Origin of the sequence: Streptomyces sp. NPDC102441, assembly GCF_044765585.1 — a bacterium.
Classification (GTDB): Bacteria; Actinomycetota; Actinomycetes; order Streptomycetales; family Streptomycetaceae; genus Streptomyces.
Genome location: NZ_JBIWKH010000003.1, coordinates 257,964 through 283,704 on the forward strand (window position 1 = coordinate 257,964; position 25,741 = coordinate 283,704).

General features: G+C 70.7%; 22 protein-coding genes and 2 pseudogenes. 7 read left to right on the top strand and 17 right to left on the bottom strand.

All coding sequences use genetic code 11. The annotated features are described in order from the left end of the window. Positions 1-254: 254 nt before the first annotated feature. The 10 genes from ACIREO_RS07420 to ACIREO_RS07465 are packed head-to-tail and all read right to left on the bottom strand — an operon-like array spanning position 255 to position 11,504. Complete coding sequence (locus ACIREO_RS07420) at positions 255-1,814, bottom strand: ABC transporter ATP-binding protein (protein WP_404106315.1); 1,560 nt, start codon at positions 1,812-1,814, stop codon at positions 255-257. Beyond that, the gene (locus ACIREO_RS07425) at positions 1,811-2,620 is read right to left on the bottom strand and encodes an ABC transporter permease (RefSeq protein ID WP_404106317.1); all 810 of its coding nucleotides are present in this window, start codon (positions 2,618-2,620) and stop codon (positions 1,811-1,813) included. The genes ACIREO_RS07420 and ACIREO_RS07425 overlap by 4 nt, the downstream gene beginning before the upstream one ends. Then, entirely contained in the window at positions 2,617-3,570 is a 954-nt protein-coding gene (locus ACIREO_RS07430) for an ABC transporter permease (RefSeq protein ID WP_404106319.1), read from the bottom strand. The genes ACIREO_RS07425 and ACIREO_RS07430 overlap by 4 nt, the downstream gene beginning before the upstream one ends. After that, the gene (locus ACIREO_RS07435) at positions 3,567-5,162 is read right to left on the bottom strand and encodes an ABC transporter substrate-binding protein (protein WP_404106321.1); all 1,596 of its coding nucleotides are present in this window, start codon (positions 5,160-5,162) and stop codon (positions 3,567-3,569) included. Before ACIREO_RS07435 ends, ACIREO_RS07430 begins: the two co-directional genes overlap by 4 nt. After that, complete coding sequence (locus ACIREO_RS07440; RefSeq protein ID WP_404106323.1) at positions 5,159-5,998, bottom strand: class I SAM-dependent DNA methyltransferase; 840 nt, start codon at positions 5,996-5,998, stop codon at positions 5,159-5,161. The genes ACIREO_RS07435 and ACIREO_RS07440 overlap by 4 nt, the downstream gene beginning before the upstream one ends. Next, entirely contained in the window at positions 5,995-7,269 is a 1,275-nt protein-coding gene (locus ACIREO_RS07445) for an MFS transporter (RefSeq protein ID WP_404106325.1), read from the bottom strand. The genes ACIREO_RS07440 and ACIREO_RS07445 overlap by 4 nt, the downstream gene beginning before the upstream one ends. Further along, positions 7,266-8,333 carry an enolase C-terminal domain-like protein gene (locus ACIREO_RS07450; protein ID WP_404106326.1) on the bottom strand — a complete coding sequence of 356 codons (1,068 nt, stop codon included), beginning with the start codon at positions 8,331-8,333 and terminating at the stop codon, positions 7,266-7,268. The genes ACIREO_RS07445 and ACIREO_RS07450 overlap by 4 nt, the downstream gene beginning before the upstream one ends. Beyond that, the gene (locus tag ACIREO_RS07455; RefSeq protein ID WP_404106328.1) at positions 8,330-9,415 is read right to left on the bottom strand and encodes a PLP-dependent cysteine synthase family protein; all 1,086 of its coding nucleotides are present in this window, start codon (positions 9,413-9,415) and stop codon (positions 8,330-8,332) included. Before ACIREO_RS07455 ends, ACIREO_RS07450 begins: the two co-directional genes overlap by 4 nt. Next, positions 9,412-10,251 (bottom strand): hypothetical protein, encoded by an 840-nt coding sequence (locus ACIREO_RS07460; RefSeq protein ID WP_404106329.1) that lies wholly within the window; start codon positions 10,249-10,251, stop codon positions 9,412-9,414. The genes ACIREO_RS07455 and ACIREO_RS07460 overlap by 4 nt, the downstream gene beginning before the upstream one ends. After that, complete coding sequence (locus tag ACIREO_RS07465) at positions 10,248-11,504, bottom strand: ATP-grasp domain-containing protein (protein ID WP_404106330.1); 1,257 nt, start codon at positions 11,502-11,504, stop codon at positions 10,248-10,250. The genes ACIREO_RS07460 and ACIREO_RS07465 overlap by 4 nt, the downstream gene beginning before the upstream one ends. A gap of 213 nt (positions 11,505-11,717) precedes the next feature. Here ACIREO_RS07465 and ACIREO_RS07470 point away from each other — a divergent pair, with 213 nt between their 5' ends. Then, positions 11,718-12,194, top strand: a complete 477-nt coding sequence (locus ACIREO_RS07470) for a DUF5709 domain-containing protein (protein ID WP_404106331.1) — start codon at positions 11,718-11,720, stop codon at positions 12,192-12,194. Between the two features lie 52 nt (positions 12,195-12,246). Here the strand turns inward: ACIREO_RS07470 and ACIREO_RS07475 are convergent, their stop codons facing one another. The 3 genes from ACIREO_RS07475 to ACIREO_RS07485 all read right to left on the bottom strand — a co-directional run bounded on the left by ACIREO_RS07475 (position 12,247) and on the right by ACIREO_RS07485 (position 14,751). Then, positions 12,247-12,804, bottom strand: coding sequence for a cysteine hydrolase family protein (locus ACIREO_RS07475; RefSeq protein WP_404106333.1), 558 nt, complete (start codon positions 12,802-12,804; stop codon positions 12,247-12,249). A gap of 89 nt (positions 12,805-12,893) precedes the next feature. Further along, positions 12,894-14,312 (bottom strand): MFS transporter, encoded by a 1,419-nt coding sequence (locus ACIREO_RS07480; RefSeq protein WP_404106335.1) that lies wholly within the window; start codon positions 14,310-14,312, stop codon positions 12,894-12,896. Further along, the gene (locus ACIREO_RS07485) at positions 14,305-14,751 is read right to left on the bottom strand and encodes a MarR family winged helix-turn-helix transcriptional regulator (RefSeq protein WP_404106336.1); all 447 of its coding nucleotides are present in this window, start codon (positions 14,749-14,751) and stop codon (positions 14,305-14,307) included. The genes ACIREO_RS07480 and ACIREO_RS07485 overlap by 8 nt, the downstream gene beginning before the upstream one ends. Before the next feature lie 241 nt (positions 14,752-14,992). On the opposite strand from ACIREO_RS07485, the gene ACIREO_RS07490 reads away from it, so the two are divergent. The 3 genes from ACIREO_RS07490 to gndA all read left to right on the top strand — a co-directional run bounded on the left by ACIREO_RS07490 (position 14,993) and on the right by gndA (position 18,774). Beyond that, positions 14,993-16,828 carry an ABC transporter ATP-binding protein gene (locus tag ACIREO_RS07490; protein WP_404106338.1) on the top strand — a complete coding sequence of 612 codons (1,836 nt, stop codon included), beginning with the start codon at positions 14,993-14,995 and terminating at the stop codon, positions 16,826-16,828. Between the two features lie 15 nt (positions 16,829-16,843). Continuing rightward, a complete protein-coding gene (locus tag ACIREO_RS07495; protein WP_404106340.1) occupies positions 16,844-17,107 on the top strand; it encodes a hypothetical protein in 264 nt (87 codons plus the stop codon). A gap of 209 nt (positions 17,108-17,316) precedes the next feature. Next, the gene (gndA, locus tag ACIREO_RS07500; protein ID WP_404106341.1) at positions 17,317-18,774 is read left to right on the top strand and encodes an NADP-dependent phosphogluconate dehydrogenase; all 1,458 of its coding nucleotides are present in this window, start codon (positions 17,317-17,319) and stop codon (positions 18,772-18,774) included. A gap of 31 nt (positions 18,775-18,805) precedes the next feature. On the opposite strand, the pseudogene ACIREO_RS07505 reads toward gndA, so the two are convergent. Continuing rightward, positions 18,806-19,006, bottom strand: a pseudogene (locus ACIREO_RS07505) (transposase family protein); the annotation flags it as partial. A gap of 770 nt (positions 19,007-19,776) precedes the next feature. On the opposite strand from ACIREO_RS07505, the gene ACIREO_RS07510 reads away from it, so the two are divergent. Beyond that, positions 19,777-20,970 carry an aromatic acid exporter family protein gene (locus tag ACIREO_RS07510; RefSeq protein WP_404106343.1) on the top strand — a complete coding sequence of 398 codons (1,194 nt, stop codon included), beginning with the start codon at positions 19,777-19,779 and terminating at the stop codon, positions 20,968-20,970. Between the two features lie 123 nt (positions 20,971-21,093). Here ACIREO_RS07510 and ACIREO_RS07515 read toward each other — a convergent pair whose 3' ends face one another. Together ACIREO_RS07515 and ACIREO_RS07520 are read right to left on the bottom strand one after the other, a co-directional pair. Then, on the bottom strand, positions 21,094-22,911 hold the full coding sequence (locus ACIREO_RS07515; RefSeq protein WP_404106765.1) for a thiamine pyrophosphate-requiring protein: 1,818 nt from the start codon (positions 22,909-22,911) through the stop codon (positions 21,094-21,096). A 105-nt stretch (positions 22,912-23,016) separates the two neighbouring features. Continuing rightward, a pseudogene (locus tag ACIREO_RS07520) lies at positions 23,017-23,311 on the bottom strand (FAD-binding oxidoreductase); the annotation flags it as partial. A 751-nt stretch (positions 23,312-24,062) separates the two neighbouring features. On the opposite strand from ACIREO_RS07520, the gene ACIREO_RS07525 reads away from it, so the two are divergent. Beyond that, positions 24,063-24,425: a hypothetical protein gene (locus ACIREO_RS07525; RefSeq protein WP_404106344.1), complete on the top strand. Its 363-nt coding sequence runs from the start codon at positions 24,063-24,065 to the stop codon at positions 24,423-24,425. Continuing rightward, positions 24,409-25,188 carry an Fpg/Nei family DNA glycosylase gene (locus ACIREO_RS07530; protein ID WP_404106346.1) on the top strand — a complete coding sequence of 260 codons (780 nt, stop codon included), beginning with the start codon at positions 24,409-24,411 and terminating at the stop codon, positions 25,186-25,188. Before ACIREO_RS07525 ends, ACIREO_RS07530 begins: the two co-directional genes overlap by 17 nt. An 81-nt stretch (positions 25,189-25,269) precedes the next feature. Here ACIREO_RS07530 and ACIREO_RS07535 read toward each other — a convergent pair whose 3' ends face one another. Next, a complete protein-coding gene (locus tag ACIREO_RS07535; RefSeq protein WP_404106348.1) occupies positions 25,270-25,737 on the bottom strand; it encodes an RrF2 family transcriptional regulator in 468 nt (155 codons plus the stop codon). Positions 25,738-25,741 lie beyond the last annotated feature (4 nt).

Sequence of the window (25,741 nt, forward strand, 5' to 3'; positions counted from 1 at the left end):
CGGCGGTGCGCCGAAGCAGCGGTGGTGAAGTGGAGCGCGTACGAGGTGGAAGCGGGGCGCGTGAGGCGCGGACACGGCGGAGAGGTGGGACAGGCGGGTCGCCCCGCCGGGCGGAGACGACCGCTGAAGGTCGCTAGCCGTGTCCGTGCAGGGCGAGGCGGCAGCTCGCGGGCACACCGGGGGCGGCCTGGTGCAGGCACTTCCCTGTGACGCCGATGTGACCCATGAGGCGAGTGTACGGCCGGACAGGTGGTTCACGTTCCGCTTGAGGGACGTACGGCCGCCCCCCACCGCTGAGAGGCGCCGAGCAGCGAAATCGTGAACGGGTGCAGGGGAGCGGTCAGGACCTGTTCCCGGGGCCCCTCCTCGACCACCTCTCCGCCGTCCAGCACGGCCACGCGGGTCGCCGGCGCCGCCGTGTCGAGGTCGTGCGTGATCAGTACGACGCCCGGGCCGTCCTCGCGGCGGATCAGGGTGGCGAGCAGGTCCAGCAGGGAGCGGCGGGTCACCGGGTCCAGGCCGGAGGTGATCTCGTCGCAGACCAGCACCCGGGGCCGTGCGAGGAGCGCTCTGGCGAGGGCCGCGCGCTGGAGTTCGCCGCCGGACAGCCGCCCCGGCAGTCTGCGGACGAGTGCCTCACCCAGGCCGAGGTCCGTCAGCACCTGCCGGGCCTCTGCAGTCGCTTCCCGGTGTCCGGTGCCGTGGAGGCGTACCGCTGTGCGGGCCACCTGGTCCAGGACCGGCCGGTGCTCGTCGAAGGCGGCCCGCGCGTCCTGGAAGACGTACTGCACGGCGGCGAGCTGCTCGCGGCTCCGGTCCCTCAGGCTGCGTGGCAGCGGGGCTCCGTCGAGCAGGATCTGCCCGGTGTGGTCGCGGTGGAGGCCGGCGAGACAGCGGGCGAGCGTGGTCTTGCCGCTGCCCGAGCGTCCGACGACGGCGAGGCATTCGCCACTGCGCAGCGAGAGCCTGTCCACGCTCAGCACCGGGACGCGGGCGCCGCCGGTGCGGTGGCGGGCGATGAGTCCGCTGACCGTCAGCAGCTCCGCTCCGGTGCGCTCGGGGTCCGCGTAGGGCAGGGTCCTCGGTTCGGCGAGGAGCTCCTTCGTCCACGGGTGCGTGGGGGCGTCCAGGATCCGGTGGGCGGTGCCCTGTTCCACGACTCGGCCGCCGCGCATCACCAGCACCTCGTCGGCCAGTTCGCGTACGACGTCGAGGTCGTGGCTGAGCAGCAGTACGGCGATGCCGCGGGCGGCCACCGCCGCGAGCTGGTCGACGATGCGGCGCTTGGTCAGCGCGTCCTGCCCGGTGGTGGGCTCGTCCGCGACGACGACTCGGGCGCCGAGGAGCAGTGCCTGCGCCAGGACGACGCGCTGCTGCTGGCCGCCGGACAGCTGGTGCGGGTAGCGGCTCAGCACCTCGTCGGAGCCGTCGAGCTGGGCATCGGCGAGAGCCTGGCGGACGAGCTGCCGTGCCGCGTCCCGGCGCTGCGGCCGGGGCAGGTCCCGGACCTGCCGACGCGCCATGTCCCGCAGGAGGGAGCCGGCGCGGCGGGCCGGGTTGAGTACCGCCGCCGGGTGCTGGGGGACGTAGCCGATGCGGGCGCCGTGCACGGTCACCTCGCCCGTCACCCGAGCGCCCGTGGGGAATTCGCCGAGCAGGGCGAGGCCGGTGGTGGTCTTGCCGCTGCCGGATGCTCCGACCAGGGCGGTGACGGTGCCGGGCCTGATCCGGAGCGAGACGCGGTCGACGAGTGCCCGCCCGTCGACCTCGACGGTCAGCCCGGTGAGGGAGGCGATCACGGGGTTCTCATTCATGGGCGACGGCCCTTCCGGGGCGGGGTGCGGTTCTCCATGGCGGCGTCGACGAGCAGATTGCTGCCCATGGTGAGCGCGACGATGAGCAGGGCGGGCACGACGACCGCCCAGGGCTGGATGAACAGTCCGGTGCGGTTGCGGTCCACCATCACGGCCCAGTCGGCGGCGTCCGGGGCGACCCCGATACCCAGGAAGGCCGCGGTCGCGACCAGGTAGAGCACCCCGGTCAGGCGGATCCCGGCGTCGGCGGCCAGGGTGCGCAGGATGGACCGTCCGACGTATCCGACGGCCAGGCGCCACCAGCTCTCCCCCTGCATGCGCAGCGCCTCCACGGCGGGCCGGGACGCCGCCTCCGCGGCGGCCGCCCGCACGATGCGGGTGGCGTCCGGGATGGAGACGAAGGCCACCAGCAGCGCGAGTCCCGCCGCCCCGGGCGGGAAGGCGGCGGCCACCAGCAGGATCATGAGCAGTGAGGGAACGGCGAGCAGCACGTCCAGCGGTCGCATCAGCACCTCCTCCAGCCACCTGCGGTGGGTGAGCGCGCTGATCAGCCCGAGCGGCAGGGCGACGAGATACGCGAGGAGCGTGGCCGCCAGCGCTACGAGGACCACGGGCCGTCCGCCGAGCAGCACCTGGTTCACGACGTCCCGCCCGACGAAGTCCGTGCCGAGCGGGTGGCCTGCCCCGAGGGTGAAAGAGGCGGCCCGGGCCGGCGTCTCTCCCACGAGGAACGGCCCGGCCAGGGCGAGGCCGAGCGGGACCGCGGCGACGGCCGCCCCGGGTCCGTATCTGCGGAGCCGCGTCACGCCGCCACCCCCGAGCGCGGTGCGAGCCGGTGGGTGACGAGGTCGGCGCCGAGGTTGAGCACGACGGTGGCGAGACCGAAGACCACCGCGAGCCCTTGCACGACGGGGATGTCGCGGTCGGCCACCGCGTTCATGAGGACGGTGCCGAGTCCGGGGATCACGTAGAGGGCCTCCACGACGATGACGCCGCACAGCAGCCAGTCGATGGTGCGGGCGAGCTGCTGGGTGGCGGGTGCGAGGGCGTTGGGCAGGGCGTGCGCGTAGCGGATGCGGGCGCCGGAGATTCCGTACCGCTCGGCGTGGGCGGTGTACGGGGCGCGGAGCGCCTCGATCATGCCGGCCCTGACCAGCCGGGCCAGCGAGCAGACGGGCCGGGCGAGCAGGACCAGGACCGGCAGGACGAGCACGGCGGGTTGCGCGAGCAGATCGGTTCCGTAGCCGACGGCGGTCGGCGGGAGCCAGCCGAGCCGCAGGGCGAAGACGCTCACGAGCAGTACTCCGAGGGCGAATTCGGGTACCGCGTAGACACCGAGGGTCGCGGAGCTGATCAGCCGGTCGGTGAACCGCCCTTCGTGGCGGGCGGCGAGTACGCCGAGGCCCACCCCGATGGGGACCAGGAGCAGGACGGAGACCGTGGCGAGGAGCAGGGTGGGGCCGAAGCCGTCCGTGAGGAATCCGGACACGGGCCGTCCGGAGGTGAGCGAGGTGCCGAAGTCTCCCTGGAGCAGGCCCAGCACCCAGTCGGCGAGACGCTCGTGGGCGGGCCGGTCGAGCCCCATGGCCTCACGGACGGCCGCGATGCGCTGCGGGTCGGGCTGGTCTCCGGCGAAGGCCACCGCGGCGTCGCCCGGCAGTGCCTCGGTGAGCGCGAAGACCAGCAGCACGACGGCCGCGGTCTGCACGACGCCGAGGAGCAGCCGCCCGGCGATCCAGGAGCGCAGTCCGTTCACGCCAGCCAGACCTTGTCGAAGCGCGCCCAGTCCAGGGTGTTGGCGGGTGCTTCGCGTGCGACACCGCGCAGGGAGCGTGCGACGCCGAGGATCCAGTCGCCGAAACCCCAGACGAGGAAGCCTCCTTCGGCGTGCAGCTGTCGCTGCATCCGTCCGTAGAGGGCGGCCCGGGCGGTCCTGTCCCTGGTGGACTGGGCCTGCCGGTAGAGCGCGTCGAAGTTCTTGTCCTGCCATCCGGTGGCGTTGGTGGTGGAGTCGGTGAGCAGCCGCTGGGAGATGTGGGACTCGATGGGCATGGCCCCTGACCGGTAGCAGCACAGGGTTCCGGAGTCGAGGATGTCCTTCCAGTAGGAGTCCTTGCTGCCCATCCGTACGTCGACGGTGACCCCGGCGCGGGCTGCCTGGTCCCGGAAGATCCCGGCGGCCTCGGTGAAGCCGGCGGCGACTTCGGAGGTGTCGAGCGTGACCTTCAGGTCGTGCGCTCCTGCCTGCTTGAGGAGGCTGCGGGCGCGGGCGATGTCCTGTTCGCGCTGCGGGAGTTCGTCGGCGTAGTACTCGTATCCCTTACCGAAGAGGTCGTTGCCCTTCTCGCCCGCGCCGGACAGGGCGCCCTTCACCAGTTCCTCGCGGTCGGCGATGAGGAAGAAGGCCTCGCGGACCCGGGGGTCGTCGAAGGGCGGGCGGTCGGTCTTCATCGCGAAGGCCTGCATCGCGCTGTTCCGCAGCCGGACGATCTCGATGCTGCCCGCCTTCTCGTGGGCGCGCCCGGTGGCGGGGTTGAGCTCGTGCGCGTATTCGATCTGGCCCCCGAGGAGGGCGTTGATCCGGGCGGACTCCTCGTTGGCGACGACGAATTCGAGTTCGTCCAGGTGCGGGGCGCCCTCCCAGTAGGTGTCGTTGCGCCGCAGGACGGTGGAGCGCCCGGGGGTGAAGGAGACGAACCGGAAGGGGCCTGTGCCGATCGGCTCTCGGTCGAATCCGGTGGCTCCGTCCTGGACGATGTAGGTGCCGAACGCGGCCATCACGTTGGGGAATTCGGCCGTCGGCCGCTTGAGTACGAATTCGACGCTCCGCTCCCCGGTGGCACGGCTCGCCTTCAGATCGATGGGCTCCAGGGACGCGCGGGCGCGGTACGCCTTGTCGGGGTCGGCTATGCGGCGGTAGCTGTACAGGACGTCGGCGGCCGTCACCGGCTTCCCGTCGTGGAACTCCGCCTGCCTCAGCGTGATGGTCCAGCGGTCGAGGCCGGCGTTCGGTTCCCATTTCTCGGCCAGTCGTGGCACGGCGGACAGGTCGGCGCCGTAGTCGGCGAGCTTGTCGAAGAGCGCCTTGCCGCGGGCGGCGTCGGCGAAGAGGTTCCCCAGGTGCGGGTCGAGGGTTTCACTCGCGCCGCCGCCGGCGAAGGCCGCGCGCAGCCGTCCGCCGCGCCGGGGGGTGCCGCCCCCCTTGCCGGAGGTGGCCCCGGTGGCGCCGGGTCCGGAGCATCCGGCGAGCGTGAGCGCTCCCAGGCCGGCCACTCCCCCGGCGGCGGCGAGGAAGCCGCGCCTGCGCAGGCCGGGGAAGCGTTCGTGTCTGTCGGCTGATGCGGTCATGGCTGCTCTCCTGTTGCTGGATGTGCTGGACTGCCGGTGGGTGGGCCGGCCGGTTTCCTCGCGACGAGATGGAGCCGGTCGCCGTCGGCCGCGGTGCCGGGTTCCGCTCCCGGCTGCCAGGCCGGTTCGGTGCGTGGTCCGGGGCCGTCGTACAGGGCGAGGACGTCGAAACCGTGCAAGGTGAGGAAGTGGCGCAGTTCCTGGGGCAGGAGCAGCCGCCACGCGGAGTGCTCCTCGACGGGCGGGCTGCCGTCGTCGGCGGTCCAGCCGCGGGTGCGCCGCAGGAGCTGGGCGCCTCGGTCGATGCGCAGTGCGGTGGTCGAGCGGTACGTGGTGCCCCGCCAGGTGAAGCGGGAGACGGCGGGCGTGGTGGGAGGTGCGTTCCGGCCGAGGAAGTACGCGCCGTTGCGCATCTCCGCGACCAGCAGGCCGCCTGGTGCCAGGGTGCGGCGGCACGAGGCCAGGAATCCGTCGAGCTGCTCGTTCGTGTGGCAGTACAGCAGTGAACTGTCCAGGCACACCACGGCGTCGAAGACGTCCTGACCGAAATCGAACCGGCTGAGATCGGCCTCTGCGTACACCGGGCCCGGGTGGTGGGCGCGGGCGTGGGCGAGCATCGTGGCGGAGAGGTCGGCGGCTGTGACCGTTCGTCCGGCGCCCTGGAGGCAGGCTGCGTCACGTCCTGTCCCGCAGCCCAGGTCCAGGACGGCGGGCCCGGCGCCGTGCCGTCGCAGGAGGTCCTCCGCCCAGCGTCCGGCGAGGCGTTCGGGGTCGGGGAATCTGGCCTCGTAGAGCTCCGGCCGGTCGGTGAGCAGGTTGCCCGTCCGTGCTCTCATGCGGCCACCGCCACGGGGGCGGGCTGTGCCCGGGGCAGGGTGCCGTTGCGGTGCAGCCAGGCCACGCCGGCCGCGGAGGCGAGCCCGGCCGCCAGGCAGCAGGCCCAGGGGAGAAGCGCGGTCGCGCTGTTGTCGTCGCCTCGCTGGGCTGCGTCCATGGCCCAGCCGACAGCCGCGTTGCCGACGGCCGCCGCTATGCCGGAGACCGCGTAGAAGATCCCGAAGTACGTTCCGGTCAGCGCCTGCCTCCCGAAGCCCGGGATCAGCTCCATGACGAAGGGCTGCGCGGTCATGACGCCCAGATGGAGCAGGAGGGCTCCGCCCAGCACCGGCAGGGAGCGCAGGGTGGCCTCCAGGGCGCCGTGCGGGGGTGTGTCCGTGCCCGCGACGAGCATGGGCGGTACGAAGGCGAGGCCCATCAGCACCATTCCGGTGGCGATCCAGCGTCCTCGGGTCCCCCGCCCCTTGAGTGCGCGGGTGATCCGCAGTTGGAAGGCGATGCCGGCGGCGGTCCCCACGAGGAAGACGAGTCCGGCGGCTCCGTCCCAGCCGGTGGCCTGCCGGGCGCCGGCGGGCAGCAGCAGATAGAGCTGGTTCTCCAGGGTGAACATTCCGACCATGACGAGTGCGAAGGCGAGGAAGGCGCGGTTGCCGACGGCCTCGCGCCAGTCGGAGGTGACGCTGCCCTTCGCCGGTGGCACGTCGCGGGCGGGCAGCACCATGGCCTGGGCGACGGTGAGCAGGGCGAAGATGCCGGCGGCGGTGAGCGCGGACACCCGGAAGTCGACGAGCAGCAGGGCGCTGCCGAGGAGCGGGCCGATCAGGGCGCCGGTCGTCGCGAAGACGTTGAAGAGGGCGAACGCCTCGGCTTTGCGCTCCCCCGCCTCCTGGGCGAGATACGTGCGCACGGCGGGATTGAACAGGGCGCCGGCCAGTCCGCTGAGTACGGAGGCGGCGAGCAGTACGGGCAGTCCGTCACCGAGCGCGAAGAGGGCGAAGCCGACGGTGCGTACGGCGCAGCCGGCGATGATGACGCCTCGCGCGCCGAGCCGGTCGGCGGCGGAGCCCCCGACGAGGAAGAGGCCTTGCTGGCTCAGGTTGCGTACGCCGAGGACGATGCCGACGACGGCCGCCGACATGCCCAGGTTGTCGCCGAGGTGGGTGGCGAGATAGGGGATGAGGAGATAGAAGCCTGTGTTGACGCCGAGCTGGTTGACCAGCAGCAGGCGTACGGCGAGGGGGAATCCGCGGATCTCGTGCCAGGTCCTCATGAGGCGGCGCTCCGGATCCCGGTCTCGGTGCGGGGGCTTACGCCCAGCCCCGGCAGCCCGTTGGCCGCGACGGATCCGTCCTCGCCACCGATGCCGGTCCAGGGGTCGTGTGCGAGCAGGAGGTGCCCGTCGAGGTCGGTCCAGCGGGCGCGGTCGGCGATGTGGACGGCGGGGGCTATGCCGAGGGTGCTGGCGGTCAGGCAGCCCAGCATCAGGTCTGTGCCACTGCCCTCGATCAGGGCGGCGATCCGCAGAGCGGCGTGGACACCGCCGCATTTGGCGAGTTTGACGTTGATGCCGTGGACGCGTCCGGCGAGCCGCCGCGCGTCCTCGTAGGTGACCGCGTCCTCGTCCGCGATGACGGGCACGGGCGAGCGGGCGGCGAGCCGCGCGAGGGCTTCCGGGTCACCGGGGGCGAGGGGCTGTTCCACCGCTTCGATACCGAGGGCGGCGAACCGGGGCAGGAGCGTGCGCGCCTGTCCCGCCGACCAGGCCCCGTTGGGGTCGAGGAGGAGCCTGGCGGCCGGAGCGGCGGCGCGGACGGCCCTCACCCGGTCCAGGTCGGTCTCCTCGTCCGGGTCGCCCGCCTTGATCTTGATGACGGAGAATCCCGCTTCGGCGAGCCCGCGGGCCTGGGCGGCTGCCCGCCCCGGGGAGACGAGGGAGATCGTCCGGGCGGTGGCGGTCCTCGGCGCGACGGGAGACCCGAGGAAGCGGTGGACGGCGGTGGCGGTGCGTTTGCCGACCAGGTCGAGGAGCGCCGCCTCGGTGGCGGCGGTCACGGCGGCCGGGGTGCCGGGCGGGGTCAGTTCGCCGGTGCGAAGGGCGTGCAGCGCGGTCTCCGGTCCGGCGAAGCGGGCGAGCCGCTCGCCGGTCCGGGCGGCGAGGCGTTGCAGGGCAGGTGCGTCGAGTCCGTAGAAGACGCTGGTGACGGCCTCTCCGTGGCCGCTGAGCCCTTCGTGTTCGATGGTGAGGCATACCGCGTCGCGGGCGGTCATGGTCGATCGGGAGATGCGCAGCGGCTCGGCGAGGACGAGCCGCACGGTGTGCTGGGTGAGTTTCACGGCTGCCGCTCCAGGCGTTCCGCCAGCGGATCGGTGACGGTGGTGCACCTTGCCCAGCCCCCGGTCTGTGGGGCGCGCGGGTGCGGGACGTCGACGGGGGATCCCGCCGCGAGGTCGAGGTCGAGCCGGTGGGCGGCCATGAAGTCGTCGTCGTAGACGGAGCCGAGATAGCGGTGGGGCCCGTCGGGGAAGACGGTGGCGACGGTGGCCCCGGGGTGGGTGCGGGCTGCCCAGGCGGCGACGCGTGCGACGGCTCCGGTGCTCCAGCCGCCGCTGACGAAGTTGCCCCGGGCGAGGCGCCGGCAGGCGTCGGCGGCCTCGGCCGGGCCGATCCAGTGGACCTCGTCGAAGGCGTCGTAGGCGACGTTTCCCGGGTGGATGCTGCTGCCGAGACCGCGCATCAGCCGGGGCGCGGCGGCCTGCCCGAAGATGGTGGACCCGGTGGAGTCGACGGCGATTACGCGAAGGCCGGGCCAGTGCCGGCGCAGCGGTCCGGCGATGCCCGCGCTGTGTCCCCCGGTGCCGACGCTGCAGACGAGAATGTCGAGGTGGTCCAGCTGGGTGGCCAGTTCGGCCGCGAGTGAGGCGTAACCCGCCGTGTTGTCGGGGTTGTTGTACTGGTCGGGCCAGTAGGCGCCGGGCAGCCGGGCGAGCAGGTCGTGCAGTCTCTCCAGGCGGGCGCCCTGCCAGCCGCCGTGTGCGGCGGGGCGGTCCACGATTTCGAGACGGGCTCCGTGGGAGCGGAGCAACTGCCGCATGGAGGGTTCGAGTTCGCTGTCCCCGACAAGTACGACGGGGTGCCCGAGGGCCTGCCCGGCGAAGGCGAGTCCTATGCCGAGGGTGCCGGAGGTCGATTCCACGACGGGTGCGCCGGGGAGCAGCCGGCCGCGTTCCTCGGCGCCCAGCAGCATGGAGACGGCGGCCCGTGCCTTCATTCCGCCGACGGCGTGTCCTTCGAGTTTGGCCCAGAATCCGGGATGAGGCAGGGGCAGTGCGGTGGTGATCCTGGCCAGTGGGGTGTGGCCGAGCAGGGCCAGGAGCTCGCGGTTGGGGGCGAGGGCGGGCAGGGATGCCGTGGTCATGAGGTTCCTCCGTCGTCCGCGCGGTAGCGATGGATGGTGCCGGGCCCGCCGTCGAGCCAGAAGAAGGGATATGGTTCCGCGCACACGGCGGCCACTCCGGCGCCCAGGAAGCGGGGCAGGACCGCGCTTCCGGTCTGGGCGAACATGACCAGCGGCTTCCCGTGCTCCTGGGCGCTCCGGCGCAGCGGGTCGAAGGTGCCGTTGCCGAGCGTCATGCCGGAGGCCAGCACCGCGTCGCAGCGGCCGGTCTCCCCGAGGGCGTCCGTGGAGATGGGCTCTCCCCACTCGGTGGTGCCGCCCTTCAGGTCGCAGGGGATTGCGGTGAGTCCGCGTGAACCCAGCGCGGCGAGCAGGGAGTTGACGACTCCGACGACGAGGACGGTGCCACCTGGCTCCATGTCCAGCAGATCGGCCACGGCGGTGGCGCGCGCCCGCGAACGTTCCAGCGAGTTTCCGGCGGGGACGGTCACCGGCCGCGCGCCGTGGGCCGGGGTGTGCGGCATGACGTCCATGAGGTAGGCGTCCAGCGCGGCGACGCGTACGGGCAGCAGCGGGTGGGCGAGGAGTGCGGACACGTCCGCACCGGCGCAGTCCTCGACGGTTCCCGCGGGTAGCGCTCCGGGTTCGACGGCGCACGAGCCGACGGCGCGGCCGGTTCGGAGGCTGAGGACCTCGTTGCGGTAGCCACCGCTCCGGCCGTCGTGCCGTGCGGCCTGGGACGTCGTGAAGGCCACGGAGATGCGGCGGGTCCCCGGGTCCGGGCCGAGTTCACCGTGGAGTGCCTGGTCGAGGAGGGTTCCGAAGCACGGGGCGGGGGCGGGCGAGGGCGTCGTCACGAGCGCACCAGCAGGGGACGCACGTCCGCCAGCAGCTCCTCGACGCGGGCCCGTGCGCCGAGCCCGCCGGCGTCGCCGGCCATGATGTGACCGAGATACGCGTTGTTGCTGTCCGCCGCCTCGACCGTGCGGCCGGCCTCGGCGACCTGGACCTCCAGCACGCCGTCGGCGTCCCGCACTCCGTCGGCGCCTTCCACGGACGCGAGGGTGCCCGCGCTGCCGGGGACGAGGAATCCGATGGCCGCGCTGCGCAGTCCGGTGTCGCGGCGGCGGAGGCCGGGTTCCCGGCCCAGCGCCACATCGATGCAGGCGGCGGCGAGGTCGATCCCGGTGACATGGCGGACCAGTTCGGTGATCCGGTTGCCCGCCGGACGGGGGTTGACCTCGACGACCCGGGGGCCGTCGGCGGTCAGCTTGATCTCGGTGTGCGCGACGACGTCGTCGAGCCCCAGCGCCGCCCCTGCGCTCACCGCGGTGCCGGTCGCGGCGGCGAGGTCGTCCGGGGTCAGGGCGGCCGGGAACATGTGGCCGGTCTCGACGAAGGCGGGGGCACCTCCGACGCTCTTGTCCGTCACACCGACGACGTGCGCGACGCCGTGGAAGGTCACGGTCTCGACGCTCACCTCGGGGCCCTGGAGGAACTCCTCGAGCAGGATGTGAGGGGCGCGCCGCTGGCCCCTCGCGTTGTGCGGGAAGCCCGCCAGTGCCCGGCAGGCCGCGGCCAGCTGTTCCGCGTCGTCGACCCTGCGTACGAACATGCCCGCACAGAGGTCCACCGGCTTGACCACCAGCGGATAGCCGATGTCGCGGGCGGCCTCGACGGCCGCCGCCCCGTCCGCGCACACCGCGAAGCGGGGGCCGGGGACCCCGGCGGCGGCAAGGACGCGGCGGGTCGCGTCCTTGCGACAGGCGTTCTCCATGGCTTCGGCGGAGGGACCCGGCAGGCCCAGCAGGGCGGCGATCCGGGCGGCGGTCGGCAGGTAGTAGTCACAGGAGGTGACCACCCCGTCGAAGCGCAGCGCGCCGTGCACTTCCTCGACCTGCGGAAGCAGCGTGCCGAGGTCGTTGGTGGGCGCCGTGATGACATTACGGGCGGTGAGCAGCGGGTGCCCCGTCCCCTCCGGTGCCGATCGGAGGTAGTGGTGCAGATCGCGGGTGAGGAAGGTGAAGTGGTGGCCCCCCTCCCCCATGGCCCTCGGCAGCAGTCTGCTCATCGACCCGACCCAGCTCTCGACCACCAACAGATGAGCCACGAGCTCCCCCTTCTCACAATGCCGTTGGGATGACGGGCAGGCAGAGGTCACCCCCCGTGCGGAGGCTTCCGGCCCGACCGCACACACGTTATCGACAATCGTTTTCATTGTCATCTAAAACAGCGTCACTGCTGCCGGGGAACGGTTTCCGTTGCGTCAGCCGCTGGACCGGAGTGGAATTGCGTACAGGGGGCCCGGAGGAAGGGGTACGCCATGACCGGCAGCGACCGGGGGGACGACGTCTACCAGCCGCAGGAGCCGGAGGCCTCCGACCCCGATGACCTGCTGGACATCGAGGACACCCTGGACACGTCCGGGCTCTCCGACGTCCTGGATGAGGGCTACTCCCCGCCGGACCGGCCCTGGGCGGTCGACGACGAGGGCACCACCGCCTCGGAACAGCACACGGGCGAATCCCTCGCCAGACGCCTGACCAGGGAGGTTCCCGAGAACACCGCCCCTGCCCAGGACGGTCCGGGCGATCTGGCGGACGGCGACGGGGAGCTCTACGACACCGAGGTGGGCACGGCGAGCGCGGGCAGGCTCACGCAGGAGGGAGACGGGCATGTGCCGTCCACCCTCACCGCGCAGGACGTCGGCATCGACGGCGCGGCGGCGTCCGCCGAGGAAGCGGCGATGCACCTGATCCCAGAGGAGAGGGACTTCTTCGGGGAGGAGCCGGCGCCCTGAGGGCGCCGGCTCCTCCCCTCCCGTCGGCCAGAGGCCGGCCCGGGGGCAGGGCTCAGGCTGCGGCGTCGATGCTGTGCGCCCAGGCGTCGACGGTGGTGACGTCGACGCGCCGGGCGAGGACTTCGTTGATGAGGGTGTCGTGAAGGGCTGGGTCGGGGTCGACGCAGGCATCGGACAGGACGGTGACCCTGTGGTCCAGGTCCGCGGCCTGCAGGGCGGTGGACAGGACTACGCCGGCGGTGGAGATGCCGGCCAGGACGAGGTGGTCGATGTCCTGAGCGGCCAGGATCTGCTGGAGGTTGTTGCCGGCGAAGGCGCTGACCCGGTTCTTGTGCACGACGATCTCACCGTCGGCGGGGGCGACCGCGGGGTGGATGGCGGCGCCTGGGTCCTCGGCCGTGAAGAGGTGAACCGGAAGAGCGCCGAAGATCCTGTTGCGGGGGTGGGCGTCGATGTGACCGTGACGCAGCTGTATGGCGATGTGGATGACCGGAATGCCTGCGGTACGGGCCGTTTCGAGAGCGCGTACGGCGTTGGGCAGGTAGTCGTCGGGGGCGTGGGCGAGATGGTTGTTCTGGAGGTCCATGAGCAGCAGGGCGGTACGGGACATGGTCGTGCCTTTCGTGCGTGAAGCGCTGTTCGGGAGATCTCGCGGCTGTCGGCGAGCGATGAGAGGCCCGGCCGGGCTGCCCAGGGGGGCTACTTCGCCGCTCGGGCGGCCGTGGCGGCCCCGCGGCCGACCGTGCGGTCGAAGACCGTCAGCAGGAGGTAGAGCACACCGGCGCCGAGCATGACCCAGGCGAGCTGGTGCATGCCGCCAGTGTCCGCGCGCTGCCCGAAGGAGGCCGCGGCCGTGGACGAGGCGACCATCGAGCCGATGTAGGCGAAGGTGCGCAGCAGGCCGGCCGAGGAGGCGGTGCGCTCTGGATCGGCCTGGAAGTAGACGGAGTTCTGCAGGGCCAGGTTGTTCAGCCCCTGCGGGACTCCGAAGATCAGGGCTACGAGGACCAGCATCCACACGGGGCTGCCCCCGGTGAGCGTCAGCATCACCAGACAGGCTGCGACCTGCCCCAGCGCACCGACGATCAGCTTGCCGCGCATACCCTTACGCCTTCCGGAGACGACCGAGACGCCGATGGCCACCAGGAACATGGGGATCTGCACCAGCCCGGCATGGAAGGGCGAGAGCCCGAAACCCTCCTCCGTCCACTGGGTGAACCCGTAGAGGAAGGAGTACGTGACGACGTAGGCGACCAGCGCGCGCCCGTAGGTGACCAGCAGTGGTGTGTTGCCGCCCAGTACCCGCAGATCGATGAACGGGGTGGCGGCTCGCAGCTCCCGCGCCGCGAAGGCGGCTCCCATGGCGGCTGCGATCGTCAGCAGATACCAGTCACGCAGGTGCAGGTTCATCAAGAACAGCAACAGCGATATGAGCATCGCGGCGAACAGCCCCATGCCGGGCAGATCGAGCTGGGCACTTGGGTGCCCATGCTGCGGGGGCCCGCCCGTCCGGGCCGACCTGGGCAGTCTCAGCATGCCCAGCAGCACGGCCGCGACGGCCAGCGGCACGTTCAGCGCGAAGGTGGCGCGCCAGCCGCCGAGCCCGATCAACAGGCCGCCCAGCAACGGGCCGACGACGGCGATGGTCTGGTTGGCGACCGCCAGGGCGGTCAGCACCCCACCGGGGCTGTCCCGTCCGGTGCGCTCCGCCTCGCTGCGCACCAGGGCCATCGCGGCGGGGTAGCCGGCGCAGGTACCGAACCCGAGCAGGATGCGCGCGACGATCAGCACCGCCAGGTTCGGTGCCAGGGTGCCCACGACACCGGCGACACCGACGAGACCGGTGCTGAGGAGGAAGAGCCTGCGCGGCCCGAAGATGTCGATGAGCCGCCCCACGACCGGCTGCCCGATCGCGGTGGCCAGGTAGAGGGCGGAGACCAGCCACGCCGTCTGCGAGGCCGGCGCGCCCAGGGCCCTTCCGATGGGTACGAGCGCGACGGCGATGATCGTCGAGTTGATTGGGTTCAGGACCGAGCCCAGCATCATCGGCGGCAGCAGCCTCCGGTCGAAACCCGGCTTGTCCGCCTGCCTCACGGCCTCGGTCCTCGGATCAGTCATAGGTCAGCCGCTCCAGTACGGCCATGGCGGCGAGCACCGTCTGCCGCTCTTCCTCCGTGCACGTGTCCCGCAGCCGGCCGGCGAGCCATTCCGTACGGGCCTGCCGGCCCTCCTCCACGCGTCGGCGCCCCTCCACGGTCAGCACGATCAGCAGGCGCCGCCCGTCGTCCGGGTCGGGGCTCCGCTCCACCATCCCCATCGCGGCGAGCGACGCGACGGTCGCCGTCATCGACTGGTGCCGCACGCCCTCGTCGGAGGCCAGCTCACTCGCCGTGACGCCCTCCTTGCCGGCCAGGCGGGCCATGACGGACGCCTGGCCCAGGGTGATGTCCTCGACCTCGGAAGCCTTCAGGATGCGGCGCCGCAGGCGGCTGATGACCGCACGGACCTCGCGCGACGCCTGGATCGCCGAAGGCGGCAGGCTCAGGTTCTCAGTCATGCTCTCCACGTTAATCTCCACAGGTTTAGTTGTACAGTTTCACCTGTACAACTAAACCTGTGCTATTCCCTGCCCTCCGAGCACCCCTGGAGCGGCCGAAACACACCGCCGCGCTGCCTGTGCCACCGAAAACGCTTGGACGCCGGCCGCCCGGCCACGGGAGACTCCTGTCCCCCGGGCCTCTGGTCATGGACGCGTGGCGAGCCCGGAGCAACTGCCCGCGAAACGACATGAGGTCGGCATGGGATCGCAGCAGTCTCACGGCACCGGACCGGCCAGGGGCCCGGTCCGGCTCGCACTCCGCCACTACCTTCGAGAGCTCACCCGCCAGCGCGGACTCTCCGTTCCCGCGCTCGCCCTCCCGGCACTCGGCAACATCGGCATCACCTACGTCGCGCCCCTGGTGGTCGCCAAACTCGTCGGCCGGATCGCCGAGGACGGCGCCATAGGCATCCGCGAGGCGCTCCCGTACGTCGGTGTGTTCGCCGGGGTACTGCTCCTGGCGGAAGCCATGTGGCGGGCGGGACTCCACTGCCTCAACCGCGTCGCCGCGCGCGGCATCGAGCACCTGTACGTCACCGGCATGGACGAACTGTTCGCCAAGGACGCCTCGTTCTACCAGGACAACTTCGCGGGATCACTGACCAAGAGGGTACTGAGCTTCGCCGTGCGCTTCGAGGAGTTCGTCGACACCCTCACGTTCAACGTCGTCGGAAGCCTGGCCCCGCTGCTGTTCGGCACCGTGATCCTGTGGAACTACGACCCCCTGCTGGTGGCCGGCCTGCTGACGATGATCACGCTGACCGCCGTGTGCGCCGCGCCGCTCATCCGACGCCGTCAGAAGCTGGTCAACCGGCGTGAGGAGGCCATCGCCCGGGTCTCGGGCCATGTGTCCGACGCGCTGATGAACATGGACACCGTGCGCGCGTTCGCGGCCGAGGAGCGCGAGGCCGCCGAGCACCGGTCACGGGTGGCGGAGTCCCGGCGGCTGACGCTGCGCTCCTGGGACTACGGCAATCTCCGTATCGACACCCTCGTCGCACCCCTGTCCGTGCTCACCAACAGTCTGGGTCTGCTCCTCGCCGTCGGGATCGGCGCCGGTGGCGGCAGAGTGGAGGCGATCGTCGTGGCCTTCACGTACTACACCGGTTCGACCCGCATCATGTTCGAGTTCAACCAGATCTACCGCCGTCTCGAGAGCTCGATGACCGAGGCCGCCCAGTTCACCGAACTGCTTCTCGTCCCACCCACGGTGCTCGATCCCGAGACACCCGAGCCGCTGCGTCCGCGGGGCGCGGACGTCCGCTTCGAAGACGTGGCCTTCGCCCACGACGGGGGCGATCCGATCTTCGACGGACTCGAACTGAACGTACCGAGCGGGGCGAGAATCGGCCTCGTCGGACGGTCGGGCGGCGGCAAGACCACGCTCACCCGGCTGCTGCTGAGGATGGCCGACGTACGGTCCGGCCGCATCCTGATCGGAGGTCAGGACATCAGCCGACTGCGCCAGTCCGACCTGCGGAGCCTGATCGCGTACGTCCCGCAGGAACCGGCCATGTTCCACCGCACCCTGCGCGAGAACATCCAGTTCGCCCGTCCTGACGCCACCGACGCCGAGATCCGCGCCGCGGCCGACGCGGCACATGTCACCGAGTTCGCCGACCAGCTCCCGGCGGGCTTCGACACGATGGTCGGAGAACGGGGCGTCAAGCTCTCCGGCGGGCAGCGCCAACGGGTCGCCCTCGCCCGGGCGATCCTGCGCGACGCGCCGATCCTGCTGCTGGACGAGGCGACCAGCGCGCTGGACTCCGAGAGCGAGACGCTGGTCCAGCAGGCGCTGTGGCAGCTGATGGAGGGCAGGACCGCGCTGGTCGTCGCACACCGCCTGAGTACGGTCGCGGCGATGGACCACCTCATCGTGCTCGACCACGGCCGCATCGTCGAGCAGGGCACGCATCACGAACTCCTGCTCACCGGCGGCGCATACGCCAAGCTCTGGCACCACCAGTCCGGCGGCTTCCTCGTCGAGGACACCGCCGCCGACGCACCCGCCGCCACGGCCGAACAGGCACGGTGACGGTCAGGTCCCCCGTTGCGTGCCGCATCGGGGGACCTCACGCCGCCCGCGGCGGGCGGCGGCGCCCGCGTCGAGGGCGCCGTGATCACCGGGCCGCGCACCCAGGAGCACCTGGCGAGCCAGCTCGGCGCAGCGGACGTACGCCTGTCACGGGACGTGCTGGACAGGATCGACGCGATCGTGACGCCCGGGGTCACGATCAGTGCGGCCGACGAGGGCTACCAGCCCCCGTCCCTGACCGACGCGTCCAAGCGTCGCCGCGGGGCGGCCGGCCACTGACCACGGCTGCCCGGGGCGTGCCACTCCGCCCGGCCGAGGCGGCGTGACACGCCCCGGCCCGCTCCCACGCGCATCGGCCGCGCCCGGGCCGGGCATGCGAACATGACCGGGCTGCGTACGGATACCCGGCCCGGGCGGCGCCCGTCCGTCCACGGCACGGGCCCACCCGGCGCAAGAACTCGTCGATCGCAACAGGAGTGGACCACCGCATGACCACCACCCCCTCGTCCGGAGCCACCGCACAGATCGGCGTCACCGGACTCGCCGTCATGGGACGCAACCTGGCCCGGAACTTCGCACGCAACGGATACACCGTCGCTCTGCACAACCGCACGGCGGCTCGCACCCACGAACTCGTCGACCAGTTCGGCGACGAGGGTGATTTCGTCGCGACCGAGAGCGCCGAGGACTTCGTGGCAGCCCTGGAGAGGCCACGGCGTCTGGTCGTCATGGTAAAGGCCGGAGAGGCCACGGACGCGGTGATCGCCGAGTTCACACCCCTCCTGGAGCCCGGTGACGTGATCATCGACGGAGGCAACGCGCACTTCGCCGACACCCGCCGTCGGGAGCACGAACTGCGCGACCAGGGCATCCACTTCGTCGGCACCGGCATCTCCGGCGGCGAAGAGGGCGCGCTCGACGGACCGAGCATCATGCCGGGCGGCAGCAAGGAGTCCTACGACTCACTCGGCCCGATGCTGGAAAAGATCTCCGCGAAAGCCAAGGACGGCGCCCCGTGCGTCACACATATCGGTCCTGACGGCGCCGGACACTTCGTCAAGATGACGCACAACGGCATCGAGTACGCGGACATGCAGCTCATCGGCGAGGCGTACCAGCTCCTCCGTGACGTGGCCGGATACTCCCCCGCGGAGATCGCGGACATCTTCCGCACCTGGAACACCGGGCGCCTGGACTCCTACCTCATCGAGATCACCGCGGAAGTGCTCTCGCACGTCGACGCGGCGACCGGAAAGCCCTTCGTGGACGTCGTGCTCGACCAGGCGGAGCAGAAGGGCACCGGCCGCTGGACCGTCCAGATCGCCCTTGATCTGGGTGTTCCCGTCTCCGGCATCGCCGAGGCCGTCTTCGCCCGCTCCGTCTCCGGCCACGCAGCCCTCCGTGACGCCTCACACCACCTCGCCGGACCGACCGCCCGCACGCTCGGCAAGAAGGAAGCGGCGGCATTCGCCGACCAGGTCGAGCAGGCGCTGTATGCCTCCAAGATCGTCGCCTACACCCAGGGCTTCCACGAGATCGCGGCCGGCAGCGAGCAGTACGACTGGAACATCGACCTCGGCAAGGTCGCCTCCATCTGGCGCGGCGGATGCATCATCCGGGCCGCGTTCCTCGACAGGATCACCAGCGCCTACGAAGCCCAGCCCCAGATGCCGAGCCTCCTCTCCGACAAGAGCTTCGCCGAGGAGATCGCCGCCGCGCAGAACGACTGGCGCACCGTGATCACCACCGCCGTCACCCAGGGCGTCCCCACCCCCGCCTTCGCCGCCACCCTCGCCTACTACGACTCCCTGCGCGCCGAACGCCTCCCGGCCGCCCTCACACAAGGCCAGCGCGACTACTTCGGCGCACACACCTACCACCGCACCGACCGCGAGGGCACCTTCCACACCCTCTGGGGCGGCGACAAGACCGAAGTGGAAAGCTGACCGGTCACCCGCGCAGGCCGCCGCCGGAGCGGAACCGCTTGCGGGGCTGGAGCGCGAGCATAGGCCCGAGGTGGTCGATGACGCGGTCTGCCGCCGACTTGGACACCCCGAACAGCGGGGCGAGCTGGCGCGCCGTCAGGTTGGTCCGCCAGTACACCGCGACCAGCAGCACCCGGTCCGCCAGCGGAAGGCTCCACGGCCGGCCCTTGCGGACCGCGTCCGCACCCTTGCGGACCTGGCGTCGCGCGGGTGGGCAGGTCCGACCGCGACCTGGTCGGCGTCGCCAAGCAGTTGGAACGTGTCCGGACGGGTGAGGCCGAGCACATCGCGACTACCGAAGGGCAGGGCGTAGGCCGGCGGCTAGGGTCTTTCGTTTGGATCAGGCTGGATCAGGGAGCGGGGTCTGGTGATGGGGGCACCTCCCACGCCGTTCAGGCTGTGGGGGAGCATCGCGAGGCGGAGGATTGAGGCAACGCGGAGCGATTGGGGTCTCCCCTGCTCATGGGGGTCCCCCCGCTCGAGCGAAGCCGAGAGTGGGGGAGAAGCCGAGAGCTCGGGGAAGATTGACGACAACGCCGCGAGGTGCGGCGCCAGGGCACGCGAGCCCAGCATGATCCAAACGAGAGGCCGGGGGCTGGGGCCGGCGGTGCCTGACGCCAGGACGGAGAGCAGCGGGACTTGCGTTCGTAACCTGCCGACGACAGGGACGAGTAAGGCCCGGAAGGCTGGGCACCCGCGACTGGGTGGTCGGGGCATCCGACTCTCGTCCAAGGGGTCGCGAAGGAATACACATCGGTTCCAGCATTACGTGATCATCAGCGGACATTCACTGCGTGGACCTGGGTGGGGCCTGCACAACACGGCAGTGGGCGCTTGGTTCAGCTGCGTCACCGCCGCATGCTCGCCCACCTGGCCGGCGCCGTGGAAAAGACCCGAACCCGTCACGTGAATCAGGCTGAAAGCGGGCTGCGGAACTATGAAAGCCGAAGGACACGAGGGTTCATGACTCCTGGCACGACAACCTCGCGGACCGATACGGGCAGGATCGCTGAGCTGGCCCAGTGGTGGCGGCGCGCTCTCGCCTACTCCGGAGACGAACGCGACACGCTACTGGTGATCGGCAAGAGTGCTCTTGCCGCCACCCTTGCCTGGGTAATTGCGTACGACGTCCTCGACTCCCACTCGCCGGCGTTCGCCCCGTTCTCTGCGGTGCTGATCATGCAGGTGACCGTCTACCGCTCGGTTCTGCAGTCACTGCGCTACGTGGGCGCGGTGGTCGTGGGTGTCCTCGTGCAGGCAGCCCTCGGCTTCCTCGCCGGCCCAGACCTGCTGACATTCGTGATCGTCGCCCTCATCGCGCTCACCATCGGTCGCTGGCACGTCCTGGGCGTTCAGGGACCGCAGGTCGCCACCGCCGCCTTCTTCGCCTTCTCGACCTACACCTCTTCGTCCGGAGACGCCCAGCGCCTCTACCGGCTGGGAGAAATCGTCCTCCTCGTTCTCATCGGCTGCGCGATCGGCACCGTCGTCAACGTTCTGGTGGCCCCGCCGCTGCGCTACCGCAGTGCCGAGTACGGCATCCGCAACCTCGCCCACACCCTCCACGACCTCCTCGCCGACATGCACCCCGTCCTCGCCGAAGAGGTGCCCGATTTGGACACCACCGGAGAATGGCGAACCCGCGCGGAACGTACCGAAGACGTAATCGGACGGGCCCGGTCGCGGCTCCGGACAGCCAAGGAGAGCGCCCTCCTCAACCCGCGCCGCCTGCTGCGCCCCTACCGTGAACACCCGGGTTTCCAGGGCTATGAGGCCGTGCTCGGCGCCCTGGAACGCACGCTCTACCAGATGGCCTCTCTCACCCGCGGTCTCGACCGGACCCGCGAGGAGGACGAGGCCCGCCAGCCGTTCCTCCAGCGTTACGCGGCGTTCCTGAAGTCCGTCGGAGCAGTCGCCGAGGTGCTGACGACACTGGACGAGACCACCCTGCTTCCGCAGGCGAAACGGTTGCAGCGCCTTGCCGACGAGGCCGAAGCACGCCGCGACGAGGTGGTCGAGGAAACCCACCGGCTGTCCGTATCCCTCACCGATCCCTCCGCCCCGTACGGCGTCCTCGTCATCGAGGCGACGCGGCTCATGGAGGAGTTCCGGTACACCAGCAACGTCCTCCTCCAAGCCGCGAAGGACGCAGACTGAGAGGCGCACCTCAGGCGACGCTCCCCCGATCAACCCCGTCGCCCCCGGTCGCGTCCGTGGATACGGTGGCGGTGGCTTCGACCCCGTCGACCACGGGGTGCGCCCCCGGGGCGGCGGGTGGAGTCACTTCTCCCCCCGCCTGCCCCGGGCGTCGTCGCCGTGGTGATGGCCGGGGAGGAACTCCTGCACCTTCGCCTTGATGCCCTGCCGGATCATGCCGCCGCTGTCGCTGTCCCCCTTGATGACGGCCGAGACGACGGCTTCGGCCTGTTCCCGGGTGGCGTGCGGCGGGATGGGCGGGACGGCCGGGTCGGTGCGGAAGTCGATCACGAAGGGCCGGTCGGAGCCGAGGGCCTGCCGCCAGGCCGCTTCCACCTGGTCGGGCTTCTCCACCCGGACGCCGGCGAGACCGATGGACCGGGCGAAGTCGGCGTAGGGGACGTCCGGGATGGCCTGGGAGGGCAGGAACTGCGGGGCGCCGGACATGGCGCGCATCTCCCAGGTGACCTGATTGAGGTCCTGGTTGTTCAGTACGGCGACGATCAGCCGGGGGTCCTGCCACTCCTCCCAGTACTTGGCGGCGGTGATGAGTTCGGCCATGCCGTTCATCTGCATGGCGCCGTCCCCGACGATCGCGATGGCCGGACGCCCGGGGTGGGCGAACTTGGCGCCGATGACATACGGCACTCCGGGTCCCATCGTGGCGAGCGTGCCGGACAGGGAGCCGCGCATCGTCCCGCGCATGCGCAGGTGACGGGCGTACCAGTTGGCGGCCGAGCCGGAGTCGGCGGCCAGGATCACATCGTCGGGCAACAGCGCGTCAAGGCTGTGTACGACGTACTCGGGATTGACCGGGTCGGCCTCGACGGCGGCACGGCGTTCCATGACGTCCCACCAGCGGGCGGTGTCCTTCTCGATCTTCTTTCGCCAGGCGCCGTGCTTCTTCCGCTTCAGCCGCGGCAGCAGTGCCTCGAGGGTCGCCTTCGCATCTCCGACGAGGTTGACCTCGAACGGGTAGCGCATCCCGATGTTGTGCGGATCGATGTCGATCTGAACGGCGCGCGCCTGGTCGAACTTCGGCAGGAACTGGGTGTAGGGGAAGCTGGAGCCCACCATGAGGAACGTGTCGCAGTCCATCATCAGCTCGTAGGAAGGCCGGGTGCCCAGCAGGCCGATCGCTCCGGTGACGTACGGCAGGTCGTCGGGCAGGGCGTCCTTGCCGAGGAGGGCCTTGGCGACTCCTGCCCCGAGGAGGTCGGCGAGTTCCTGGACCTCGGCTCGGGCGCCGCGCGCGCCCTGGCCGACGAGGACGGCGACCTTCTCGCCGGCGTTGAGGACTTCCGCCGCCCTGATGAGGTCCGCGTCGGCCGGTACGGGGGCGGAGGTGGCCATGCCGAGGCTGGAGGGGACCATCTTGAAGGCATGGGTGGGCGGCGAGTAGTCGAGTTCTTGGACGTCGGCGGGGATGATGACGGCCGTCACCGTCCGCCTGCCGTAAGCCGTGCGAATGGCCCGGTCGATGGCGTTGGGCAGCTGTTCGGGGACGGTGACCATCTCGCAGAAGTCGGAGGCGACGTCCTTGTACAGGCTCAGCAGGTCGACCTCCTGCTGGTAGGAGCCGCCCATCGCGCTGCGGTTGGTCTGCCCCACGATCGCCACTACGGGGACGTGGTCCAGCTTCGCGTCGTACAGGCCGTTGAGCAGGTGAATCGCCCCGGGGCCTGAGGTCGCGGCGCAGACCCCGACCTTGCCGGAGAACTTGGCGTAGCCCACGGCTTCGAACGCCGCCATCTCCTCGTGCCGTGCCTGGACGAACTTCGGCTTGTTGTCCGCGCGCCCCCACGCCGCGAGCAGCCCGTTGATGCCGTCGCCCGCGTAGGAGAAAACATGGTCGACCTCCCACTCGCGCAGGCGCTGCAGGATGTAGTCGGACACCTTCATCGACACGTGATTTCCTCTCATCTCAACCGTGAGTGATGCGTTGCCGTGCTGCCGCGATTTCACCGTGACCGCTCACGGCAGCGGTGGCCGCCAGCCATGCGTCACGGTGCCTCCCTGCTCGATCTGCGTGCGGCAGCTGAATCCGTCGGCGAGGACCATGGCACTGGGTGCCGTGTCCCGTACGGCGGGCAGGGCACCCTTCTCGCCGAAGTCATGGACACGTCGTAGTGCCGCTTTCGAGACCGAAGTTGCCGGCGAGTCCGCAGCAGCCCTCGTCGAGGACATCGGCCTCGATGCCCGCGCGGCGCATCAGTTCCTGGTCGGCGTCGTACTTCATCACCGCGTGCTGATGGCAATGGGTCTGCACAGTCGCCGTCCGGGCGAGCCGGGGCGGACGCCACTTCTCCGCGCACCCGGGCACGCAGCGCCGTCTCAAGAGCGGCAGCTTCCGCGAACGCCGCAGGTGCGGTCTCAACATGCTCGCGGGGGGCGTACGGTACTGGTCCCGAGCTCATGGATTCCTCCTCTCCTCGCGCCGAGCACTTGCCTGGCCTGGCCAGGCCTGGCCTGCGGAGCCGCGAAGACATACGGCCGGACTGCTCCGGCGTGGCCCTTGGCAGGACCCTGCCGGCTGCCTGATCCGCCCAAACTCATCGTTCTTCGACAGGCACGTGGGCTCCGCCTGTCCACCGAGCCCGTGGGGAAACGCAAGCAGCAGGCAATAAGGCGCCAAAGTCGCCCGCGCCGGAACGCACCGTGCACCAGGGACCGGCGACCATCTGCGCCGGGCAACGCAGCCACTCGTGAGTCCGGTCCCCCACAGCACATTCCCAGTTTCACGTACGGGTTTCCCCTGCGTGGAAGAGAGATAGCCGCGTGGTGAAGGAGTGAAACCCGGATCGCGCCGTTCGGCGGGCGGCTGGTAGGGGGGTGGGCACCCACGAGCCAGCCAGTCTGCTCAGGCCTCGGGTTTGGTGGCGCCGCTCCAGCACCGGAATGGCCCCGATCGGCCCTGCGCAGGCGCGCGGCGTCGGCCGGGAAACCTCATGACGGCATAACCTCTCGCCCTATGCGGCACAGCCTGGAAGAACTCGTCGAGATGCGGCGTGATCGTTGCAGTGAGGCGCCACAGCGGCTCCCACGCCCGACTGGTGCGCACCGAGCTGATGAACGTGGCGGCCGAGCCGCAGTGGAATCTCATGCCGCCGCGCGCCTTCACAAACGGACACATGACCAGCGGCGCCGCGCTTGAACCCGCTCATCAGGTCGGCGGGGGCGCCTTCGACTACGCGGTGGCCGATGACGTAGTCCGTCTCGGGCTTTTCGACGCCATGGGCCACGACGTCGCCGCCGGCATGACCGCCACCTTGCCGGTGGCCGCCTGCCGCAACGCCCCACAGCAGAACGCCCCCTCATCGAGACCGGCGAGTTCATCGAGCAGACCCTCATCGAACACCTGCGGCCCGTCCACGGTAGGACTACGGGAGGAGAGGGCCCATGCCCGAACTGCCTGACGTCGAAGGATTCCGCCGGCAACTGGCTTCCTGCGGTGGACGACGGCGTGTCACCGATGTCGATGTACTCGACAGCGGAGTCCTCGAGGGAGTCTCCGAGCAACGACTCCGCAGGGAATTGACGGGAGTGCAGCTCGGCGCACCGTGGCGCCACGGAAAGTGGCTGTTCGCCCCCGTGGACAACGGTTCGACGCTCGCCTGGCACTTCGGTATGACGGGCTCACTGACGTACTGCTCCCCGCAGGAACAGATCCACCGGCACGACCGTCTGGTGTTGACGCTCGACTACGGGCCTCAACTGCGCTACCGGGACCAACGCAAGCTGAAGGGGGTCTCATGGATGCGGGACCCCGCCCTGGACCGCCTTCTCCACACGCTCGGTCCGGACGCCTTGACCGTGACGCCGACGGAACTCGAGGAGGCGCTGTCCCGGAGACGGACCTCGCTCAAGAACGCGCTCATGAACCAGTCAGTCGTCGCGGGCCTCGGAAACCTTCTCTGCGACGAAATCCTCTGGCAGGCGCGTGTCGACCCGCGTACACCGGCCCGTGATCTGGATGCCGCAGCCCTCCGGCGCATCCACGGGACGATGAGACGCGTCCTGCGTACGTCCGTGCGGGCCGAGCGTGTACCACCCAGGCCCTCATGGCTGACCGGCCGGAGAGACGCATCGGAGCCGTCCTGCCCTCGTTGCGACCAGCCCCTGGAATCGGACCGTATCGCCGGCCGCCGCACGGTCCGGTGCCCGCACTGCCAGACCTGACGAGGTCGGGCGTACGAGCAGCTCACCGCCGCACCGGGCCCCACCGGCAACCGTCCCGTTGCCGAGCCTCCTGCCCAGCTCTCAGTTCAGTACGGCCCGGACGATGTTCCCGAACAAGGGGGTGCGGTTGAGCTCGGTCCTGAGATCCGAGAGGCTCTGCTCTGCCAGTGCTTGCCGCCAGGCCCGGTCGGCACGGTGCATGGCCGCCTTGACGGCGCACGCCGCCGTGGGCGGCGGGGAGAGTTCGCCGATTCTTCCACTGCACCTGATCTCCGCGCAGTGGAAGAGCTCGGTATCACCCTCGATCGCCTCCACGACGTCGAGAAGTGTGACGTCGCCGAGCGGTCTGGCGAGCCGGAAACCTCCGCGGGGGCCCGGTGTGGAGGTCAGAAGACCGGCTTTCGCGAGCTGCTGCAACTGCTTGTTGAGGTACGGGGCGGGCAAGCCGTGGGCGTCGGCGAGCTGACCACTGCCTACGGGCCCGCCCCCGACCGCGTCCAGGTTGAGCAGTGTGTGGATGGCCCACTCGACGCCCTTACTCATTCGCATAATG

Bases quoted from the DNA above. Each gene is read 5' to 3' on its own strand.
- ACIREO_RS07475 (WP_404106333.1), bottom strand. From the start codon at position 12,804: ATGTCCCGTACCGCCCTGCTGCTCATGGACCTCCAGAACAACCATCTC.
- ACIREO_RS07435 (WP_404106321.1), bottom strand. From the start codon at position 5,162: ATGACCGCATCAGCCGACAGACACGAACGCTTCCCCGGCCTGCGCAGG.
- ACIREO_RS07530 (WP_404106346.1), top strand. From the start codon at position 24,409: ATGCCCGAACTGCCTGACGTCGAAGGATTCCGCCGGCAACTGGCTTCC.
- ACIREO_RS07490 (WP_404106338.1), top strand. From the start codon at position 14,993: ATGGGATCGCAGCAGTCTCACGGCACCGGACCGGCCAGGGGCCCGGTC.
- ACIREO_RS07485 (WP_404106336.1), bottom strand. From the start codon at position 14,751: ATGACTGAGAACCTGAGCCTGCCGCCTTCGGCGATCCAGGCGTCGCGC.
- ACIREO_RS07470 (WP_404106331.1), top strand. From the start codon at position 11,718: ATGACCGGCAGCGACCGGGGGGACGACGTCTACCAGCCGCAGGAGCCG.
- ACIREO_RS07535 (WP_404106348.1), bottom strand. From the start codon at position 25,737: ATGCGAATGAGTAAGGGCGTCGAGTGGGCCATCCACACACTGCTCAAC.
- gndA (WP_404106341.1), top strand. From the start codon at position 17,317: ATGACCACCACCCCCTCGTCCGGAGCCACCGCACAGATCGGCGTCACC.
- ACIREO_RS07480 (WP_404106335.1), bottom strand. From the start codon at position 14,312: ATGACTGATCCGAGGACCGAGGCCGTGAGGCAGGCGGACAAGCCGGGT.
- ACIREO_RS07445 (WP_404106325.1), bottom strand. From the start codon at position 7,269: ATGAGGACCTGGCACGAGATCCGCGGATTCCCCCTCGCCGTACGCCTG.
- ACIREO_RS07440 (WP_404106323.1), bottom strand. From the start codon at position 5,998: ATGAGAGCACGGACGGGCAACCTGCTCACCGACCGGCCGGAGCTCTAC.
- ACIREO_RS07420 (WP_404106315.1), bottom strand. From the start codon at position 1,814: ATGAATGAGAACCCCGTGATCGCCTCCCTCACCGGGCTGACCGTCGAG.
- ACIREO_RS07455 (WP_404106328.1), bottom strand. From the start codon at position 9,415: ATGACCACGGCATCCCTGCCCGCCCTCGCCCCCAACCGCGAGCTCCTG.
- ACIREO_RS07515 (WP_404106765.1), bottom strand. From the start codon at position 22,911: ATGAAGGTGTCCGACTACATCCTGCAGCGCCTGCGCGAGTGGGAGGTC.
- ACIREO_RS07510 (WP_404106343.1), top strand. From the start codon at position 19,777: ATGACTCCTGGCACGACAACCTCGCGGACCGATACGGGCAGGATCGCT.